The 17,504-nt window shown below is 68.2% G+C and carries 19 protein-coding genes; 5 read left to right on the top strand and 14 right to left on the bottom strand.

Features of this window, described 5'->3' with window-relative positions:
* Positions 1-13: 13 nt before the first annotated feature.
* The 13 genes from SOM39_RS03130 to SOM39_RS03190 are packed head-to-tail and all read right to left on the bottom strand — an operon-like array spanning position 14 to position 12,686.
* Entirely contained in the window at positions 14-1,126 is a 1,113-nt protein-coding gene (locus SOM39_RS03130; RefSeq protein WP_320457448.1) for an EscU/YscU/HrcU family type III secretion system export apparatus switch protein, read from the bottom strand.
* Positions 1,123-1,914, bottom strand: coding sequence for a type III secretion system export apparatus subunit SctT (sctT, locus tag SOM39_RS03135; protein ID WP_095363514.1), 792 nt, complete (start codon positions 1,912-1,914; stop codon positions 1,123-1,125). The genes SOM39_RS03130 and sctT overlap by 4 nt, the downstream gene beginning before the upstream one ends.
* A 4-nt stretch (positions 1,915-1,918) precedes the next feature.
* Positions 1,919-2,176, bottom strand: a complete 258-nt coding sequence (gene sctS, locus SOM39_RS03140) for a type III secretion system export apparatus subunit SctS (protein WP_068853566.1) — start codon at positions 2,174-2,176, stop codon at positions 1,919-1,921.
* A 2-nt stretch (positions 2,177-2,178) separates the two neighbouring features.
* The gene (locus tag SOM39_RS03145; RefSeq protein ID WP_095363516.1) at positions 2,179-2,844 is read right to left on the bottom strand and encodes an EscR/YscR/HrcR family type III secretion system export apparatus protein; all 666 of its coding nucleotides are present in this window, start codon (positions 2,842-2,844) and stop codon (positions 2,179-2,181) included.
* A complete protein-coding gene (locus SOM39_RS03150) occupies positions 2,841-3,791 on the bottom strand; it encodes a FliM/FliN family flagellar motor switch protein (protein ID WP_320457449.1) in 951 nt (316 codons plus the stop codon). The genes SOM39_RS03145 and SOM39_RS03150 overlap by 4 nt, the downstream gene beginning before the upstream one ends.
* Positions 3,788-5,002 (bottom strand): hypothetical protein, encoded by a 1,215-nt coding sequence (locus SOM39_RS03155; RefSeq protein WP_320457450.1) that lies wholly within the window; start codon positions 5,000-5,002, stop codon positions 3,788-3,790. The genes SOM39_RS03150 and SOM39_RS03155 overlap by 4 nt, the downstream gene beginning before the upstream one ends.
* Before the next feature lie 26 nt (positions 5,003-5,028).
* Positions 5,029-5,475, bottom strand: coding sequence for a hypothetical protein (locus SOM39_RS03160; RefSeq protein ID WP_320457451.1), 447 nt, complete (start codon positions 5,473-5,475; stop codon positions 5,029-5,031).
* Positions 5,459-6,709 (bottom strand): FliI/YscN family ATPase, encoded by a 1,251-nt coding sequence (locus tag SOM39_RS03165; protein ID WP_320457452.1) that lies wholly within the window; start codon positions 6,707-6,709, stop codon positions 5,459-5,461. The genes SOM39_RS03160 and SOM39_RS03165 overlap by 17 nt, the downstream gene beginning before the upstream one ends.
* Before the next feature lie 44 nt (positions 6,710-6,753).
* Positions 6,754-7,149 carry a hypothetical protein gene (locus SOM39_RS03170; RefSeq protein WP_068853572.1) on the bottom strand — a complete coding sequence of 132 codons (396 nt, stop codon included), beginning with the start codon at positions 7,147-7,149 and terminating at the stop codon, positions 6,754-6,756.
* Entirely contained in the window at positions 7,146-9,212 is a 2,067-nt protein-coding gene (locus tag SOM39_RS03175) for an EscV/YscV/HrcV family type III secretion system export apparatus protein (protein WP_320457453.1), read from the bottom strand. The genes SOM39_RS03170 and SOM39_RS03175 overlap by 4 nt, the downstream gene beginning before the upstream one ends.
* Positions 9,209-10,336 (bottom strand): type III secretion system gatekeeper subunit SctW, encoded by a 1,128-nt coding sequence (gene sctW, locus SOM39_RS03180; RefSeq protein WP_320457454.1) that lies wholly within the window; start codon positions 10,334-10,336, stop codon positions 9,209-9,211. The genes SOM39_RS03175 and sctW overlap by 4 nt, the downstream gene beginning before the upstream one ends.
* Positions 10,317-12,005 carry a type III secretion system outer membrane ring subunit SctC gene (gene sctC / locus SOM39_RS03185; RefSeq protein ID WP_320457455.1) on the bottom strand — a complete coding sequence of 563 codons (1,689 nt, stop codon included), beginning with the start codon at positions 12,003-12,005 and terminating at the stop codon, positions 10,317-10,319. Before sctC ends, sctW begins: the two co-directional genes overlap by 20 nt.
* 3 nt (positions 12,006-12,008) lie before the next feature.
* Positions 12,009-12,686, bottom strand: a complete 678-nt coding sequence (locus tag SOM39_RS03190) for a helix-turn-helix domain-containing protein (protein WP_068853576.1) — start codon at positions 12,684-12,686, stop codon at positions 12,009-12,011.
* Positions 12,687-12,873: 187 nt separating this feature from the next.
* On the opposite strand from SOM39_RS03190, the gene SOM39_RS03195 reads away from it, so the two are divergent.
* The 5 genes from SOM39_RS03195 (at position 12,874) to rnfB (ending at position 17,092) form a co-directional block, all read left to right on the top strand.
* Complete coding sequence (locus SOM39_RS03195; RefSeq protein ID WP_068853577.1) at positions 12,874-13,266, top strand: VOC family protein; 393 nt, start codon at positions 12,874-12,876, stop codon at positions 13,264-13,266.
* A 109-nt stretch (positions 13,267-13,375) separates the two neighbouring features.
* Positions 13,376-13,825 carry a DUF2147 domain-containing protein gene (locus SOM39_RS03200; RefSeq protein WP_184126449.1) on the top strand — a complete coding sequence of 150 codons (450 nt, stop codon included), beginning with the start codon at positions 13,376-13,378 and terminating at the stop codon, positions 13,823-13,825.
* Positions 13,826-13,948: 123 nt separating this feature from the next.
* The gene (metG, locus tag SOM39_RS03205; protein WP_320457456.1) at positions 13,949-16,027 is read left to right on the top strand and encodes a methionine--tRNA ligase; all 2,079 of its coding nucleotides are present in this window, start codon (positions 13,949-13,951) and stop codon (positions 16,025-16,027) included.
* Between the two features lie 20 nt (positions 16,028-16,047).
* On the top strand, positions 16,048-16,638 hold the full coding sequence (locus SOM39_RS03210) for an HAD family hydrolase (RefSeq protein WP_210130802.1): 591 nt from the start codon (positions 16,048-16,050) through the stop codon (positions 16,636-16,638).
* A gap of 25 nt (positions 16,639-16,663) precedes the next feature.
* Positions 16,664-17,092, top strand: coding sequence for an Rnf electron transport complex subunit RnfB (gene rnfB, locus SOM39_RS03215; RefSeq protein ID WP_320457457.1), 429 nt, complete (start codon positions 16,664-16,666; stop codon positions 17,090-17,092).
* On the opposite strand, the gene SOM39_RS03220 is transcribed toward rnfB, so the two are convergent.
* The gene (locus SOM39_RS03220) at positions 17,073-17,420 is read right to left on the bottom strand and encodes a RidA family protein (RefSeq protein WP_217537731.1); all 348 of its coding nucleotides are present in this window, start codon (positions 17,418-17,420) and stop codon (positions 17,073-17,075) included. The two genes, rnfB and SOM39_RS03220, sit on opposite strands and share 20 nt — an antisense overlap.
* Positions 17,421-17,504 lie beyond the last annotated feature (84 nt).

The raw sequence follows: 17,504 nt of genomic DNA on the forward strand, positions 1-17,504 counted from the left end.
TTTCGGGTTTCACTCATCCGGCGGGCGGACGCGGGGACGTGTCGTCAAGGTCGGGTGTCGCATCCGGCGCAGAATCAGCGGAAGGATCGGAATCTGATGGCGCTTCGGCATGGTTGCGCTCGATGTCCTTCAGCCACATCAGGATCCGGGCGATGGGCGTGACCAGCTCGGCCGGCACGAACTGGTAGCGGCGCGCCTTGAAGTAGACCGCGCGCGCGACCGGAATGTCGCGCACGACCGGGATGCCCAGGCGCTCGGCAAAGGCGATGACCTTGCGTGCGCGGTTGCCGCGTTCACGCAGCGACACGAACTGCAGGCCCGGGTAGTCGGGATGCACGAAGATGCCCACCGCAATGTGGGTCGGATTGGCCAGGATCATCGACGAGCCGGCGATATCGGACTGCACCTGGGCCGAGAGCTCTTCGCCGATCTGGCGGCGGCGCTGCTTGATTTCGGGGTTGCCGTTGTGATCCTTGTGCTCCTGCTTGACCTCGTGCTTTTCCATGCGCATCTCGCGGATGTACAGCCGGTATTCGACGAACGCCGCGGCAAGCGCGATCGGCGACAGCACTGCCAGCAGCAGCGCCGTACTGCGCCAGCCCACGCTGTACCAGAGCGCGCCGGCGGCTTTGTCCGGCATCTGCACCTGGGCGAACAGGGACGGTGCGAACAGCTTCCAGGCCAGCACCGCGAAGATGATGCCTGCCAGCAGGTACAGCACCGCCGTTACCAGCCCTTTGATGGTCTTGAGCGAGAACAGGTTCTTGAACCCGGAAATCGGATTCACCCGGGCCAGGTCGATCCGGACCGCTTCGGCGGCGATCACGCCACGGCTCTGCACCAGCGAGATCAGCACGGCGGCGACGATGGCGGCAGCACCCACCGGCACCGCAATCCACAGGAAGGCCACCGTGGCCTGCCACGCGGCCTCGGCCGGGGTCAGGCTGAAGCCACGCTCGGCCATGCCACGGTAGAAGCCGTGCAGTGCCCGGCTGGAGATCATCGTGGTCATGGCCACCAGCCCGGCCACCAGCACCGTCAACCCGGCCAGGTCACGGCTGACGAAGCTCTTGCCCTTCTTCGATTCCTTGAGCAGGCGATGCGGGGTGGGCTTTTCGGTCTTCACCTCGGCACCGCCAGCAGCAGTTGGAGGGCGTCGGTACTGTCGCGGATCAACGGCACCTGCTGGGCCACGGTGGGCATGAGATAGAACAGCAGCGCGATGAAGGCGATGTACGACTTCACCGCCAGCGAGATGGAGAACGGATTCATCTGCTGCGCAAAGCGCGACAGCACGCCAAGCAGCACCTCCACCAGGAACAGCAGCAGCAGCACCGGCAGCGCCATGCGCACCGCCCCGGCCAGCAGCGTGCCGGCGAAGTCCTGCACGCGCGCCAGGTCCAGCGCGAGCACGCCGCCCATGGGAATCAGCACGTAGCTGTCCTGGATGACTTCCAGCAGTACGATCATGCCGTCGGTGGCCAGGAACACCACCACGCTCATCAGCTGCAGCAGGTTGGAGGTTTCGGTCGCCTCCATGCCGCTGACCGGGTCGAGCATGGCGCCGATGCCGGCGCCGCGCTGGTTGTCGATGATGGCGCCCATGCCGTGGAAGATGTGGAACGGCAGCGCCACCACCAGCCCGATGGCGGTGCCGATCAATACTTCGCGAAGTACTACGCCGGCCATGGAGAGGATGTCGGGCGGCACCGTGGCGCCGGCGGTGGACGGCCACAGGCCGATCAGGATCATCATCGCCACCACGGTCCGGGTCATCTTCGCCGGCATGACGCCCGGAGACAGATACGGAATCCAGACCAGGCAGGCGCCGATGCGGGCCATGCCCAGCAGCGCCGGCAGGCCGTGGTCGCGGGCCAGCGCGACCAGTTCGGTGTCGAGCGCGGAAAGCTGCACTGCCCTACCCGTTCAGCGCGGTGTGCAGCGCCAGCCGGGCGAAATCCAGCATGCGCGCCGACATCCAGGTCATCAGCACCAGCAGGCAGGCGATCACCGCCAGCAGCTTGGCGCCGTAGGGAAGGGTCTGCTCCTGCAGCTGGGTCACGGTCTGGAACAGGCCGATGGCCAGGCCGACGATGGTGGCCACGGCCACCGGCGCGGCCGACAGCAGGAGGATGAGCAGCAGGCTTTTGTTGCCCATGAACATGATCGCGTCCATGGCTACATCGGCACGTCGAGGTACTGGCGCACCAGACCCTGCGAGAGCAGGCTCCAGCCATCCATCGCCACGAACAGGATCAGCTTGATCGGCGCGGAGATGGTCACCGGGCTCATCATCATCATGCCCAGCGACAGCAGCACGCTGGACACCACCAGGTCGATCACCACGAACGGCAGGTACAGGTAGAAGCCGATGCGGAACGCATCCTTCAGCTCGCTCAGGGCATAGCTGGGCATCAGCGCGAACAGCGAGCGCTCATGCGGTTCCAGGTCCGGTACCGGCATGCCGGTTTCGGCATGGCGGGCGCGCTCGAAGAACTTCACCAGCTCGGGGTCCGAGTAGGTGGCCAGGTAGACCTTGTAGCCGTCCAGGCTGCTGTCGAGGAAGGTGACCACCGCCGCCACCGAATTGAGCGGGGCGTCCAGCGCCAGGTAGGCGTCGTACATGTTCTGCACGATCGGCTGCATCACGTAGAACGCCAGCATCAGCGCCAGTGCATTGAGCACCATGTTGGAAGGCACCTGCTGCAGGCCCAGGCCGTTGCGCAGCAGCACGAACACCACGGAGAACTTCAGGTAGCAGGTGCCGGCTGCGATCAGGAACGGCAGCAGCGCAGCCATCGACATGACCGCGATCAGCGAGATGTCGTTGTTGACGAAATTCATGGCAGCACGGGCGCCTGCGCCAGCTGTACGCCGAGCTGGTCACCCACCTGCACCAGCTCACCGCGGGCGATCAGCTGGCCGTTGACCCGCAGCTGCAGCTGCTTCCAGGCATCGGCGGGCAGGTGGAAGACGGTACCGGGCTGCAGCCCGTCCAGTTCGCCGACGGCGTGCTGCAGCTGGCACAGCACCACGTCGACGTTCACCGGCAGGCGCTTGATGTCGATACCGGGCGCGGTGGCGGCCGTGGGTGCCGGGGCGGATGGGGCGATCTCGGCGCTGCCGTCGTCGTCGTCGAGGAAATCGAAGGGTGTGTTCACGGAGATGGTCTCTAGGGTGAAGTCGAAGGAGTACAGGCGGCGGCCACCCGTGCGGGCGACCGGCAGCAGCTGGTCGAGGAGCAGCACCGCACCCGGGGCCAGGCCGCGCAGACGGTGCAGCGGCAGGGAAAGACGGGCGATACCCAGATCCGTGCAAACGCGCAGCGCACGGAGCGGTACGGCCAAGGGCGCCGCAATGGCGCACCCGGCGTGTTCGATCCAGGCAGGTCCCTGCGCGGTGGCCAGGCAGGGCTGCACGCCCTGCCCCATCGCAAGCGCGTTGATGGGCACCACGTCCTGCAGGGTTACCTGCGCGCCATGGAAGGGCTCAGCGGCGATGTCCAGCAGCGGTCGCTCGGGCAGCCAGCACGCCAGTGCGTTGCGGTCCACCAGCTCCGACCAGGCCAGTCCGCCCATCGCGGGCAGCATCGCCGGGCACCACTGGTCCGCGGCAACCGCCAGACGCAGCACGCCGCCGCGCCCGCTCACGTCGAAACGCAGCATGGCGCCGCGCGTCGGCAACGGTTGCTGGTCGGGCGTGATGCCCATGCGTGCACACGCCGCGAGGTTGGCCGCCTGGGTGGCCTGGGCCGGTGTCAGCGTTGGGAAGGGCCAGCGCCGCACGTTCATGCGTGGCCCTGGCCGCCGCGGCGGCGCCGTTCGTCGGTGGCGCTGTCGCTGCTTTCGACGGCGATCTGCAGGTCAGCGCCCGGCGGCGCCAGCGCGGAAGACAGTGCCTGGCCGACCCGTGCCGAGGACGGCTGCAGGACCAGGCGGTTGCCGTCCACGCGTCCACTGACCGAGTGACCCGCGCCTGCGCCCCAGCTCTTGAAGGACACGTTGAAGTGGCTGGCGGTGTCGGCGCGCTGGGCCATGGCCGTCTGCAACGCTTCGGCCTGGCGCACCGCGCGGACATGCTGGCGGGTGCCGAGGTTGGCTTCGGCACGACGCGCGCCGGCCATTGCCTGCTCGTCGGGCGCGGCTTCGCCGGTGTGCGGTTGCGGCATCACAGTGGCACCTGCGGCCTGTGCGAGGTCGGTCGGGGCGGGGCGGCCGGCGGCTGGCAGCAGTTCCGGCGCTGACGGTTCGGGAGCTGCCGCAGCGACCGGGACATCCCTTGCAGGCGCTGTACGCATCATGCCGGCACTCACCGGCGCGCCAGGCGATGCATCACGCGCGGTCCGCTCACCCTGCCCCGGCTGCACCCGCGAAGGCAGTGCTGATGCCGTGGTGGCCGTGGCGGCCTGTGCCGAAGCGGCAGCCGGGCCGGGCTTTTCTGCGGTATCGGTCACCGCGCCACCGTTCAGGGAGGTGGCGTGCAGGTTGGCGCTGGCGTTGCTGGCCGCCGTGGCGGCCGGCGCCTTGGCGCCGGGCAGGACGCTGCCCTCCACCGCTGCTGGCAGCAGCGCCGCGGGTTCATTGCCGGACACGATCGGTGCCGCAGGACTGGCCACCGTCGGCAGCGGCCGTGAGGTGATGGCCGGCAGCACGGGCGCTGCAGCCGCCGCCTGCACGTGTGCGGCCATTCCGCGCCGATCGCGGTGGGCGATGTCCTGCCCGTCCCTGCCGCCCTCGCGTTGCACCGTCGCCAGGATGTGGACCTCACGCTGCGGCAAGGGTGCGGAATCACGCGCCCACTCCTGCTCAACGTCTCTGTCCGACTCGTCCGGCGCCCACATCGCGAGGTCGCCGAGGAAAGGCGACTGCTCCGGCGCTTGTTCAGCGGTGGGTTCGGCAGTGGGTTCAGGCGCCCGCTCGGCCGCGTGCTGCGCGCTCGGCTGGGGCTGCCTGGCCTGCACGCGCTCGCTCAGGGAGACCGCGTCGACGGGGCTGGCCGCCATGACGGCAACCTGCGGTTCTTGGATCTTCAACGACATGTGTATTCCTCTTGGATCTGGCGCTCCTGGCGGCGCAGGCGCGCCTGCCGGTGCTTCTGGTCGATATGCACGCCGACGGCCTGCAGCCGGCGCGCGCGTGAGTGGTTACCGGCGGCGGCATGGCGCAGTTCCTGTTCCTGCTCGCGGGCGTCGCCGGCCTGCTCCTGCAGGTGGCCAGCACGCAGTTCGCATTCCAGGACGTGCGCCCGGGCAATGGCGACGCCGCGCAGGCGCTCGAACAGGCGCTGGCGGTCCAGCCCGTGTTCCTCGCCAAGCTGCGCGGCCTGCAGGCGCTCGTCTGCCGCGCTGCGCAGGGTCTGCGCTTCGCGGTCCCGTTGCGCAGCCTGCTCTGCCTGCGCGCTGGCGTCGCGACGCAGGCGGTGGGCGCGATGCTCCAGCAGCGTGGCCAGCCGCGCGGGGTCAGCGGGCGAGCGCATCAAGTGCCTCCACCGCCGCATCAAAGGTGACCGGTTCGTGCAGCGGCTGGCGCAGGAATGCCAGCAGGCGCGGTTCGCGGGCCACGGCATCGTCCTGCTCGGGCTGCGCACCGGGGCGGTACTCGCCGATGTCGCGCAGCAGCTGCAGGTCATCCAACCGGCCCATCACCGCGCGCACGCGGGTGGCCGCGGCGGCCTGGCGCTCGCTGGCCAGCTGCGGGTACAGCCGGCTGGCGCTGCGCAGCACGTCGATGGCCGGGAAGTGGCCGCGCTGGGCCAGGCGCGGGCTGAGGTACACGTGGCCGTCCAGCAACGATTTGACTTCCTCGCCGACCGGGTCGGGGTCGGCGTCGTCTTCCAGCAGCACGGTGTAGAACGCGGTGATGCTTCCGGACCGTGCGTTGCCCGGGCGCTCCACCAGGCGTGGCAGTGCTTCGAACACCGACGCGGGGAAACCACGCCGTGCCGGCGGTTCGCCGGCCGACAATGCGACGTCACGCAGCGCGCGCGCGTAGCGGGTGGCCGAGTCCATGACCAGCAGCACCCGGCTGCCTTGGTCGCGGAAGTATTCGGCAATGCGGGTGGCCACCATCGCCGCGTTGACGCGGGTGGCCGGCGAGGTATCGGAGGTGGCCTGCACGATGATGGTGCGCGTGGCCGCCGGACCGTGGCGGATGGCATCGACGAAGGAGGCCACTTCACGGCCCCGCTCGCCCACCAGCGCCACCACGCGCACATCGCAGTCGGCGTTGGCCAGCAGCATCTCCACCAGGGTGGTTTTGCCGCACCCAGCTGCGGCAAAAACCCCCATGCGCTGTCCTTCGCCTACGGTGAGCAACGCGTCCAGGGCACGGATGCCGGTGGCGAACGGGGCCTGGATGGCACGGCGCTGGCGATAGTCCAGCGGCGCAGCCTGCACCGGTGCCGATACACCGGCTACGGTCGCGTCTTCGCCATCGCGCAGCCGCTCCACCACTTCACCGAACCCGTCCAGCACGCACCCGAGCAGATGCGTGCCCAGTGCCACCTGCAGCGGGCGACCGGTGGCAGCCACCACCACGTCGGCTGCCAGCCGCACCGGGGCACCAATCAGCGCCAGCGTGGCCACGCCATGGTCGACCCGGGTCACCACGCCATGGGTGAGCACACGGTCGTCGCCCGCCGAATGGCGCACGTGGCAGTGCTCGCCCACCGCGACATCCGGCAGGGGTACCCGCAGCTCGCCGGCACGCATCGCGACCGGCGTGGCACAAGGGCGCCAGCAGGGCGTGGCCGCTGTCACCGCAGCAGGGCCTGGAGTTCGATCACGCGCGCGTGGAACCCTTCTATGGCAGCGGCCAGCAGGCTCGACTCGTGGCGACAATCCGGCTGCAGCGCGCCGCCGACCAGGCAGCCGTCTTCAAGCTGGCGAAGCGCCAGGCAACCATTGGCGAAGTGTGCGGCCGGTGCCGACAGCGCGGTGAGCAGCTCATCGGCACGGTTGCTGAAGCGCTCGGCCGGCGAGGTATCCAGGCGGCCCCACAGGTACACCATGTCGTCCACCGGATCGAGCAGAAGCTCGCCCACGTCGGCAAAGCCCATCACCACCGAGGAGTGGGTGTCGAACTGGAACCGCGATGGGTCGCAGCCCAGTTCCTTGAGGGCGGAGTTGAGGGTATCCAGAAGGGAGGTCATAAGCTTCTCATCACATCAAGGGTGACCGTGTCGGAGATCTCGGCGAACGAGAGCACCGCGGTCGAGGGGAGGCGGGTTTCAATGAAGCGCTTGACGAAGCGGCGGATGTCCGGCGCGACCATCAGCACCACGTCGGGGCGGTGCGCGGCGACTTCGCCGACATGCAGGGCGAAGCGATCCATCAGCTCACCGGCTTCGGCCGGCTCCAGGTTGAGGTAGGCCGCACCCTGGCTCTGGCGGATGCCGGCGCGGATCTGGTCTTCAACCGGGCTGGACACCAGGATCGCGGGAATGCGCCCATCGCGGGCGAAGCGCGCGGAGATGTAGCGGGCCAGTGCGCCACGCACGTGCTCCACCAGCAGGATCACGTCCTTTTCGCGCTGGCCCCACTGGGCCAGGGTTTCCAGCACCACCTTCATGTTGCGGATGGAAACGTCCTCGCGGAGCAGGCGCTGCAGCACTTCGGCCACGCGCTGGATCGGCATGTGCCGGTAGGTTTCCTTGACCAGTTCGGGGAAGCGCTTCTCCAACGCGTCCAGGACATGCTTGGCTTCCTGGATGCCGAACAGCTCACCGATGTTGCGCTGTACCGCGCCGTGCACCAGCCGGCGCAGTTCCTCGTAGTCGCTGGAGACATCGCACCCCAGTGCGCGGACGTCTTCGTGCGCGTCGGCCAGCACCCAGCGCGCGGTGCCGCCGTCGTGCGGTACCACCAGGCCCATGTCGAGTGCTTCCAGTTCGTCCTGCCGGCCCCAGACCCGCACGTGCCCGCTGACCACGTGCGAGGACGCTGCCGGAATCTCGTTGATCAGCACCTTGACCTCGTGGTCCTTGGCCGGGGTGTGGCTGCGCAGGACCAGCGGTGCGAGCTGCATGCCGGTGTTGACGAAGGCGTCGTGACGCAGCTGCTCTTCCCATTGGCCGGCAACGCCCGCCTCATGCAGTGCCGGCGGCATCAGCAGGATCAGCGGCAGGGTTTCGCTGGTGAGGCGGGCGTTGGCGGTGTCGCCCTTGGCGGCCGGCGGCGCAGCGCCGCCCTGCCCCGTCCCCGGGGTGCCGCCGGCATCGGCGGTCTTGGCGCGGCGCAGGCGCCACACCAGCATGGCCGCCAGGCCCACGGCCAGGCCGGCGAACACCGGCAGCGGGAAGCCGGGCAGCAGGCCCAGCAGCAGCACCAGCACCGCGCCGGTGCCGAGTACCACGTTGCTGTTGAACAGTTCGCCCAGGATGTTGGCGCCCAGGTTGTTGCTCTCGCCGCTGACCCGGGTGACGATGAAACCGGCGCTGATGCAGATCAGCAGTGCGGGAATCTGTGCGACCAGGCCATCGCCGATGGTCAGCAGGGTGAAGGTGTTGAGCGCCTGCGAGAACGCCATGCCATGCTGCAGCATGCCCACGGCGATACCGCCGAACAGGTTGACGAACACGATCACGATGCCGGCGATGGCATCGCCCTTCACGAACTTCATGGCACCGTCGTACGAGCCATAGAGCTGGCTTTCGCGTTCCACGTCGCGACGGCGGCGCTGTGCTTCTTCCGAGGTGATCGCCTCGGCGCGCAGGTCCGCGTCGATGCTCATCTGCTTGCCGGGCATGCCGTCGAGCGAGAAGCGCGCCACCACTTCACCGATACGCTCGGAACCCTTGGTGATCACGATGAACTGGACCAGGGTGATGATGGCGAAGATCACCGCACCCACCACCAGGTTGTCGCCCACCACGAAATCGCCGAAGGCACTGATGATGTGGCCGGCATCGGCGTCGAGCAGGATCAGCCGTCTGGTGCTGACCGACAGCGCCAGCCGCATCAGCGTGGTGAACAGCAGTACCGAGGGGAACGTGGAGAAGTTGAGGATGCGCTCGACGTAGAACGAGCTCAGGAAAATCACGATGGCCACGGCCATGTTCAGGCCGATCAGCAGGTCGACCAGGATCGTCGGCAGCGGGATGATCAGCATGGCCACGATCACGGCCATCAGCACCACCAGGGCCAGCTCCGGGCGCAGGATGCCGCGGGCACGCTGGCCCCAACCGCCTGCGGGGGTGTGGGTCACCGTGTTCATACGGCCACCCCACCGGCGTGGCCGGCGCTCCAGCGTTCGCGTTTCATGCTTTCCACCACCACCCTCTCCAGGGACTGCGCCGCGCGTTCACGCGCGAGGTCATCGCTCCATACCGCATCAGGCAGACCGCCCAGCGCGCGCCGCAGCGCCTGCACCAGGCGCGCACGTTCGGGCGCCGACAGCGCCACCCGCGCATCGGCCAGGGGGCCGGCAAACAGCCCGGCCCAGTCCTGCAGGCCGCGCACCACATCCAGCAGCCCGCCCACCACGGCCTCGGCCGTGGTGGACAGCCTCGCCAGCAGCCGGTCGCGGGTGGCTTCCTGGACCAGCAGGTGGTCGGTCGAGCGCAGCACGGCCAGGTTGCGCACCTGGCGCAGCAGCCGGCCGAACTCCAGATGCGAGGCACTGGGGTCGAGTGAGTACATGTCCGCGCCGAGCGCCTGCTCCATGAAGTCGACCACCTGCGCGCGCCGCTCGAATCCGTACAGCGCGATCCAGCCGGCGTATTCGCCCACGCAGTCCTGGTGGTTGCCGATGAAGTCGCGGTAGCTCTGGCGCAGCGCGCGGGCCGAGAACTGGCTGCCGCGCGCGGCCAGCCGCGCCTTGATCGCCACGTTCAGGCCACCGCGCGTAGCCGCGCCATTGCCCTGCGCTGCGTCGTCGGCGAGCAGCTGCTCCATCGACTGCTGCAACAGCTCGCGCAGTTCCTCCAGTTCGTCATCGGCGATCAGCGAACGCAGCACCGCCAGCATGTCGCTGGGATCGGGGAACAGCTGCCGGAGCAGCGCCAGCAACTGCACGGGGCTGCGCATGCCGTCGAGCAGCGCGCGCAGGTCCGTGACCTTGGCGTGCACCTCATCGTCCAGTACATGGTCGATCCACGCCTGCGATTCCACGCCGGCACCGGTCTGTTGGCCGTCCCGGCGATTGCGCAGCGAGGCTACCAGCGCGGCCAGGTCGTCCTGCATGGACATGGCCGTGGCCAGCGAACCGGGCCTGGATGGCTTGCCCAAACCGGACAGCAGGTCCTTGGCGGTGTCATCCCGGTCGCCCTGCGTGCTTGCCTGCCGCGGCGTCACCGGCAGCGGCGCGGAGACGGGTCGATTAATGGCCGGCAGTGCCATGCGCGCCCTCCACCGACTTCAGATGCGGGTGCAGCGCGCGGATCTGGTCACGCACGTCGTCGCCGACCCCCGGTCCATACACCTCGGGCATGCGGTAGCCATCCACCGGGTCGCTGCCGGTCAGCAGGCGCGGCTGGATCAGGAATACGCGCACCAGACTTTCAGCCGTACGGCTGTTGTGACCGAACAGCTTTCCCACGCCGGGAATGCGGCGCAGGCCGGGAATGCCGCTGTAGCCGTCGTCGGCCTGCGTGCGGGTGTAGCCACCCACCAGCAGGCTGAGCTCCTGCGGCACCCGCGCCACGGTGTCGATCACGGTACGGTTGACCAGGGGCAGTGCGTCCACCGAGCGGGTGCCATCGGCGGCACCGTCCTCGATCTTCAGCTGCATTTCCACGTCGTTGCCGCTGGAGATGCGGGGACGCACGCTGATCAGGGTGCCGTAGGTCACCTGTTCCAGGGAGGTCGCACGCTCGCCCACCAGCTGGGTGTAGAAGGTCTGGTTGCTGTCGAAGTACGCCGGAATGTTCTCCTGGGTCAGCAGCACCGGGCGCGAGATGATGTGCGCGTCACCCTTGCTCGCCATGGCCTGGACCGAGGCCAGGAAGCGGCTGCCATCGAGGGTGCTCACCGAGGGCGACTGGTTGATGCCGATCGCCAGGCGGTTGCCGATGTTGATGCCGCCGCTCCAGTTCACGCCAAGGCGGTCCAGCTCGGTCTTCTTGATGTCGATGATCCACAGCGACATCTCGATCTGCTTGCGGGGCACGTCCAGTTCGCCCACCAGGCGCTTGACCTGTTCGATCTGCGCCAGCGTGCCGCGCACGATCAGGCTGTTGGTTTCCGAATACGCCATCACCACTGCCGGGGTCGGGCCACTGGGCACGGTGCTGGCGACCTGGGCCACGGGCTGCGCCGCGGGGGTGGCGGGGAGTAGTTCCTCGGTGATGGTGGAGGGGTCGACCGGCAGCGACGGCTGCTTGACCACCGCGCCGAAGTCGCCCAGCTGCAGCACCCCGGCCAGCACTTCAGCGATGCCCGGCAGGCCGACTTCCGTGCTGCGGATCCCGTAGCGGCGACCATTGACGAAGCTGTGCTCCAGCTTGATCACTTCCACGTGGTGCGGGCTGGCGTCGGCGCCTTCATACAGGTCGTCCAGATAGCGCGCCGCGTTCATCACGATGTCCACATACACCGGCGGGCCGGCCACGTAGAAGGTGCCATCGGCGCCGCCGCCGCGCACCGGGTAGCGGGTATCGGACAACCGCGCCTTGCGCAGAAAGTCCGACAACGTGGCGATGGAGGTGTGCCGCAGGCGACCCACGGCGTTTTTCTGCTCGTCGGCGTCGTACACGTAGATGGACTGGCCGTCGCTGTACCAGACCAGGCCCAGTTCGGCGGAGACCTTGGCCAGCACGTCAAGCGGGCGGGCCAGATCGAAGCTGCCGCTCACCTTTTTCTTCAGTGCCTTGGGGCTGATCACCACGGCCTGGCGTGCACGCGCGCCGATGGCATTGAGCAGGTGGCTGGCGCTGTCGGCGCGGGAAACGAAGCCGGAGGCATGCGGCAGGTCGGCGCGATCCTGGATCGCGGTGCCTTCCAGCGGGGTCTGTGCGAAGGCGAAGGAAGGAACGGTCAGCAACAACAAGTACAACGTCAGGGAACGCATGGATCACTCGTTGGGCGTCGAGACGGCCCGGTAGACGGAAAGGGGCGAACAACCGATCAGCGATTTCACGTCGGTGCAGAAGTGCGACAGCGACGCATAGCCGTGATCGGCGGCGAGGTAGGTGAACGAGCGCGCGCGGCCGGGATAGGCCAGCAGCGCGCGCGCGGCGCGCTGGATGCGCAGCTCGCGCTTGAGCGGGCGGCCCAGTACCTGCCGGCAGCGCCGGTGGAACTGCGCCGAAGACAGGCCATAGCGCTGGGCCAGGGCGGCCACGGAGTTTTCGCCGCCTTCGTCCAGCAGGAAACGCATCAGGCCGTAGCTTTCGCTGCGCGCCAGGTGGCGCAGCAGCTGGGCGGCCTGGCCGTCGTCGGGCTGGCCGGCCCCGCGGGCGAGCTGGTCAATCAGCCAGGCGGCCGCCACATCGGGGTCTTCCAGCGCGGCCTGCGCCACCCAGCACACCGGCTGCGGCTCACCGGCCGGGCGCAGCACGTTGCTGGCATGGTCGAAGTGGGCCAGCGCCCGTGCCATGCCACTGCCGGCCAGCGCGACGGCGTTCAGCGCGCTGTTGCGCGGCAGCGGCACGCCGGCCAACAGCAGGCGGTCACCGGGCGCAAGCTGAATGACCTGCCCAGCGACGGTGAGGTCGATGGGGTCCTGCCCTGCATTGACGATGACGTGCATCCGACCACTCCCGTTCAGGCATTTGCCGAGGCGGGACGCGGTCTGCGGCCCTTCTCGATGAGGGCTGCATGTTGGAGACGGCCGGGGGGCAAGGCTCTACAAGAAGTTAGAAAGGCGGCGCGAGTTGCGGTATTTGTAGCGACCCCACTCAGACGGTTGTGCCGATGCGCCACCAGGAATCGATCCCATGACACCGCTGCTCGGCATCCACCATGTCGCTCTGATCTGTGCCGATTACGACCGTTCGCGCGACTTCTACGTCCGCGTGCTCGGCCTTGCCGTGAAGGCCGAACACCACCGCGCCGCGCGCGATTCGTGGAAGCTGGACCTGGCCCTGCCTGACGGTGGCCAGCTCGAGCTGTTCTCCTTCCCGTCGCCGCCGCCGCGGCCCAGTCGCCCGGAAGCGCAGGGCCTGCGCCACCTGGCCTTCCGGGTGGCGGCACTGGAGCCAATGATTGAACGCCTCGCGGCCGAAGGCGTGCCCTGCGAGCCGATCCGCGTTGACGAGTACACCGGCCAGCGCTTCACCTTCTTCGCCGACCCCGACGGGCTGCCGCTGGAGCTGTACGAAACCACCTGAATGCGTTGTGGCTGACCGGCGGAATGCGTTCCGTACCAGAGCGAATGGGTATACAGTCCAGCTGTCCCGGCCCCGCGCCGGCATTCACGTACATCCCTGGGAGGGGAACATGCGCAAGACCTTCAAGACCCTGCTGCTGGCACTGCCGCTGGTGATGGCCGCGATGTCGGCCTCGGCGGCCGACGGCGCGGTTGGCCGCTGGAAGACCATCGATGACAAGACCGGCAAGGTGAAGTCCATCGTGGAGATCACCCAGGCCACCAATGGCACGTTGAGCGGGAAGGTGGTGGAAGTGCTGCACTCGGACAAGGGCCCGAACCCGGTCTGTGACGACTGCAGCGGCGCCAACAAGGGCAAGCCGGTAAAGGGCATGACCATCCTGTGGAACCTGAAGCAGGACAAGGGCAGCACCACCAACTGGTCCGGCGGCACCGTGCTGGACCCGGCCAATGGCAAGACCTACAAGTCCAAGCTGGAGCTGCAGCCGGGTGGCAAGAAGCTGGACATGTCCGGCTGCGTGGCGTTCATCTGCCGCGCCCAGACCTGGGTACGCGAGTAAATCCCGCCGCGTAAAGCGCTGGCAGATCAACGACATGGGGCTGGCGCGGGATGACCGCGCCGGCCCTTCGTCTTTCCGGGGAGCATGCGATAATCCCGCGTTCCCCCCGCACCCGCGCAGATCATGACCCGCACCGCTCTTGTCACCACCGCACTGCCCTACGCCAACGGCCCGCTGCACCTGGGCCATCTGGTCGGCTACATCCAGGCTGATATCTGGGTGCGCGCGCGGCGAATGAGCGGCGGCAAGACCTGGTTCGTATGCGCCGACGACACCCACGGCACCCCGATCATGCTGGCGGCCGAGAAGGCCGGCGTGACCCCGGAAGCGTTCATCGCCAACATCCAGGCCAGCCACGAGCGCGACTTCGCCGCCTTCGGCGTTGCGTTCGATCATTACGACTCGACCAACTCGGCCGGCAACAAGGCCCTGACCGAGGCGTTCTACCTCAAGCTCGAGGCGGAAGGCCACATCACGCGCCGTTCCGTGGCCCAGTTCTACGACCCGGCCAAGGGCATGTTCCTGCCCGACCGCTACATCAAGGGCATCTGCCCCAACTGCGGCACGCCTGACCAGTACGGCGACAACTGCGAAGTGTGCGGCGCCACCTACGCCCCCACCGACCTGAGGGACCCGCGCTCGGTCATTTCCGGCGCCACGCCGGAAATCCGCGATTCGGAGCACTTCTTCTTCGAGGTGGGCCGTTTCGAAAGCTTCCTGCGCGAATGGCTGGCCGGCGATGTCGCCCTGCCCGGGGTGAAGGCCAAGCTGGGCGAGTGGCTCAATGCCGAAGGCGGCCTGCGCGCGTGGGACATTTCCCGCGATGCGCCCTACTTCGGCTTCCAGATCCCGGGCCACCCGGGCAAGTACTTCTATGTGTGGCTGGATGCGCCGATCGGCTACCTGTCCAGCTTCCAGGCGCTGTGCGCGAAGAACGGCGAGGATTTCGACGCGCACCTGCGCGCCGGCACCAGCACCGAACTGCACCACTTCATCGGCAAGGACATCGTCAACTTCCACGGCCTGTTCTGGCCGGCGGTGCTGCACGGCACCGGCCACCGCGCGCCGACCCGCCTGCACGTGAACGGCTACCTCACCGTGGATGGCGCGAAGATGTCCAAGTCGCGCGGTACGTTCGTCATGGCCCGCACCTTCCTGGATGCCGGGCTGGAGCCGGAAGCACTGCGTTATTACTTCGCGGCCAAGTCCTCCGGCGGTGTCGACGATCTCGACCTGAACCTGGGCGACTTCATCGCGCGCGTGAACGCCGACCTGGTCGGCAAGTTCGTCAACCTGGCCAGCCGCTGCGCCGGTTTCATCAGCAAGCGCTTCGACGGCCGCCTGGCCGACGCGCTGCCCGATGCCGCGCAGTACGACCGCTTCGTGGCCGCGCTGGCGCCGGTGCGCGAGGCGTACGAGCGCAATGATCCGGCTGCCGCGCTGCGCCTGACCATGGCGCTGGCCGACGAAGCCAACCGCTACATCGACGAACAGAAACCGTGGGTGATCGCCAAGCAGGAGGGCGCCGACGCGCAGCTGCAGTCGGTGTGCACCCAGGGCCTGAACCTGTTCCGCGTGCTGGTCACCGCGCTCAAGCCGGTGCTGCCGGCTACTGCCGCGCAGGCCGAAACATTCCTGGCCGCCCCGGTGCAGCGCTGGACCGACATCGCCTCGCCGCTGCTGGCCCACACCATCGCCGTGTACAGCCCGCTGTTCACCCGTATCGACCCGAAAATGATTGACGCCATGACCGACGCTTCCAAAGACACTCTCGCCGCCCCCGCACCTGCGGCCCCGGCCAAGCCCGCCAAGCCGGCGGCGCCTGCTGCCGCGCCTGCCGCCGCTCCCGCTGCGACGGCGGAAGGCCCGGCGTATATCGGTATCGACGATTTCGCCAAGCTGGACCTGCGCATCGGCAAGGTACTGGCCTGCGAGTTCGTCGAAGGCTCGGACAAGCTGCTGCGCTTCGAGCTGGACGCCGGCGAGCTGGGCAAGCGCCAGATCTTCTCCGGGATCCGTGCCAGCTATGGCGAACCCGAAGCGCTGGTCGGCCGCAGCGTGGTGTTCATCGCCAACCTGGCCCCGCGCAAGATGCGCTTCGGCGTGAGCGAAGGCATGATCCTGTCGGCGGGCTTCGACGGTGGCGCGCTGGCGCTGCTCGATGCCGACAGCACCGCGCTGCCGGGCATGCCGGTTCGCTGATGCCTGCCGGGAGGGCGTAGATGGAATTGGCCCTTGTCGACTTCGATCACACCGTCACCGACTGCGATACGTATGCGCGTTTCCTGCGCCGGGTGGCCACGCCCGAGCAGTTGGCCCAGGCGTGGTGGAAGGTGGGTCCGTGGCTGTTGGCCTATCGGTTGAAGTTGATTTCCGCCGAGCGCATCCGTGCGCGCGTGACCCGGTTGACCCTGCGCGACCGCCACGCCGACGATATCGCCACCCTGGCGGCCGGGTTCTCCCGCGAGGTGCTGCCCGAGGTGGTGCGCCCGCAGATGCTGGAGCAGATCCGCTGGCACCTGCAGCAGCGGCATACGGTGGTGATCGTGTCCGGTTCGCTGGACCTGTACCTGCGACCGTGGTGCGAGGCGCTGGGGCTGGACCTGATCTGCAACCGGCTGGAAAGCCAGGACGGCCGCCTGACCGGGCGCTATGCCGAGGGCGACTGCGCGCCGCACAAGGCCGACCGCATCCGGGCGCGTTATGACCTGTCACGTTACGTGCGCATCCATGCGTACGGCGACAGCCGCGAAGACCGGCCGATGCTCGCATTGGCGCAGGAACGCTGGTACCGCGGAAAACCCTTGAAATGAAGCTCCCGCGCAGCCGACGCCACGCATGACATCGCCTTCCCTGCCCCTGGTCGAACGCCTTGACTGCCTGCTGCCGCAGACCCAATGCGGGCAGTGCGGCTACGACGGCTGCCGCCCGTACGCCGAGGCGATGGCGCGTGGCGAGGCGGGCGTGGACCACTGCCCGCCCGGGGGTGATGAGGGCGCGCGCGCGTTGGCACGCGTGCTGGAGGTGCCGGCGCTACCGTTCGACCGCAGCCGCGGCGAGCATAAGCCCGCGCAGGTCGCGCGGGTGATCGAGGCCGACTGCATCGGCTGCACCAAGTGCATCCAGGCGTGTCCGGTGGATGCGATCGTGGGCGGCGCCAAGTACATGCACGCCGTCATCGCCGATCTGTGTACCGGTTGCGAATTGTGCATTCCACCGTGTCCGGTGGACTGCATTGAACTGGTGCTTAGGGCAACGCGGCCGTAATCACGATCTCCACTTTCCAGCTCGGGTCGGCCAGCTTGGCTTCCACCGTCGCACGCGCCGGGGTCATGCCGCTGACCACCCATTCGTCCCACGCCGCGTTCATGCCGGCGAAATCGCCGATGTCGGCCAGGTAGACCTCCGCGCGCAGCACGTGCTGCTTGTCGCTGGCCACCAGCGCCAGCAGCTTGTCGATCTCGGCCAGCACCTGGCGGGTCTGCCCGGTGATGTCCTGGCTGGTGTCTTCGGGGATCTGCCCGGACAGATAGGCAACCTTGTTGTGCACGGTCATTTCGGACATGCGCGGACCGACGTCGAAACGTTCCAACATGGCGATGGCTCCTCTGTGATGGTCCAGGCATTGTCGCCGAAGCGGGGTCACGCTGTCGTTGCGGCCGATCCAAGCGGCCACAGC

Source organism: Stenotrophomonas sp. CFBP8994, from assembly GCF_034044835.1.
GTDB lineage: Bacteria > Pseudomonadota > Gammaproteobacteria > Xanthomonadales > Xanthomonadaceae > Stenotrophomonas > Stenotrophomonas rhizophila_A.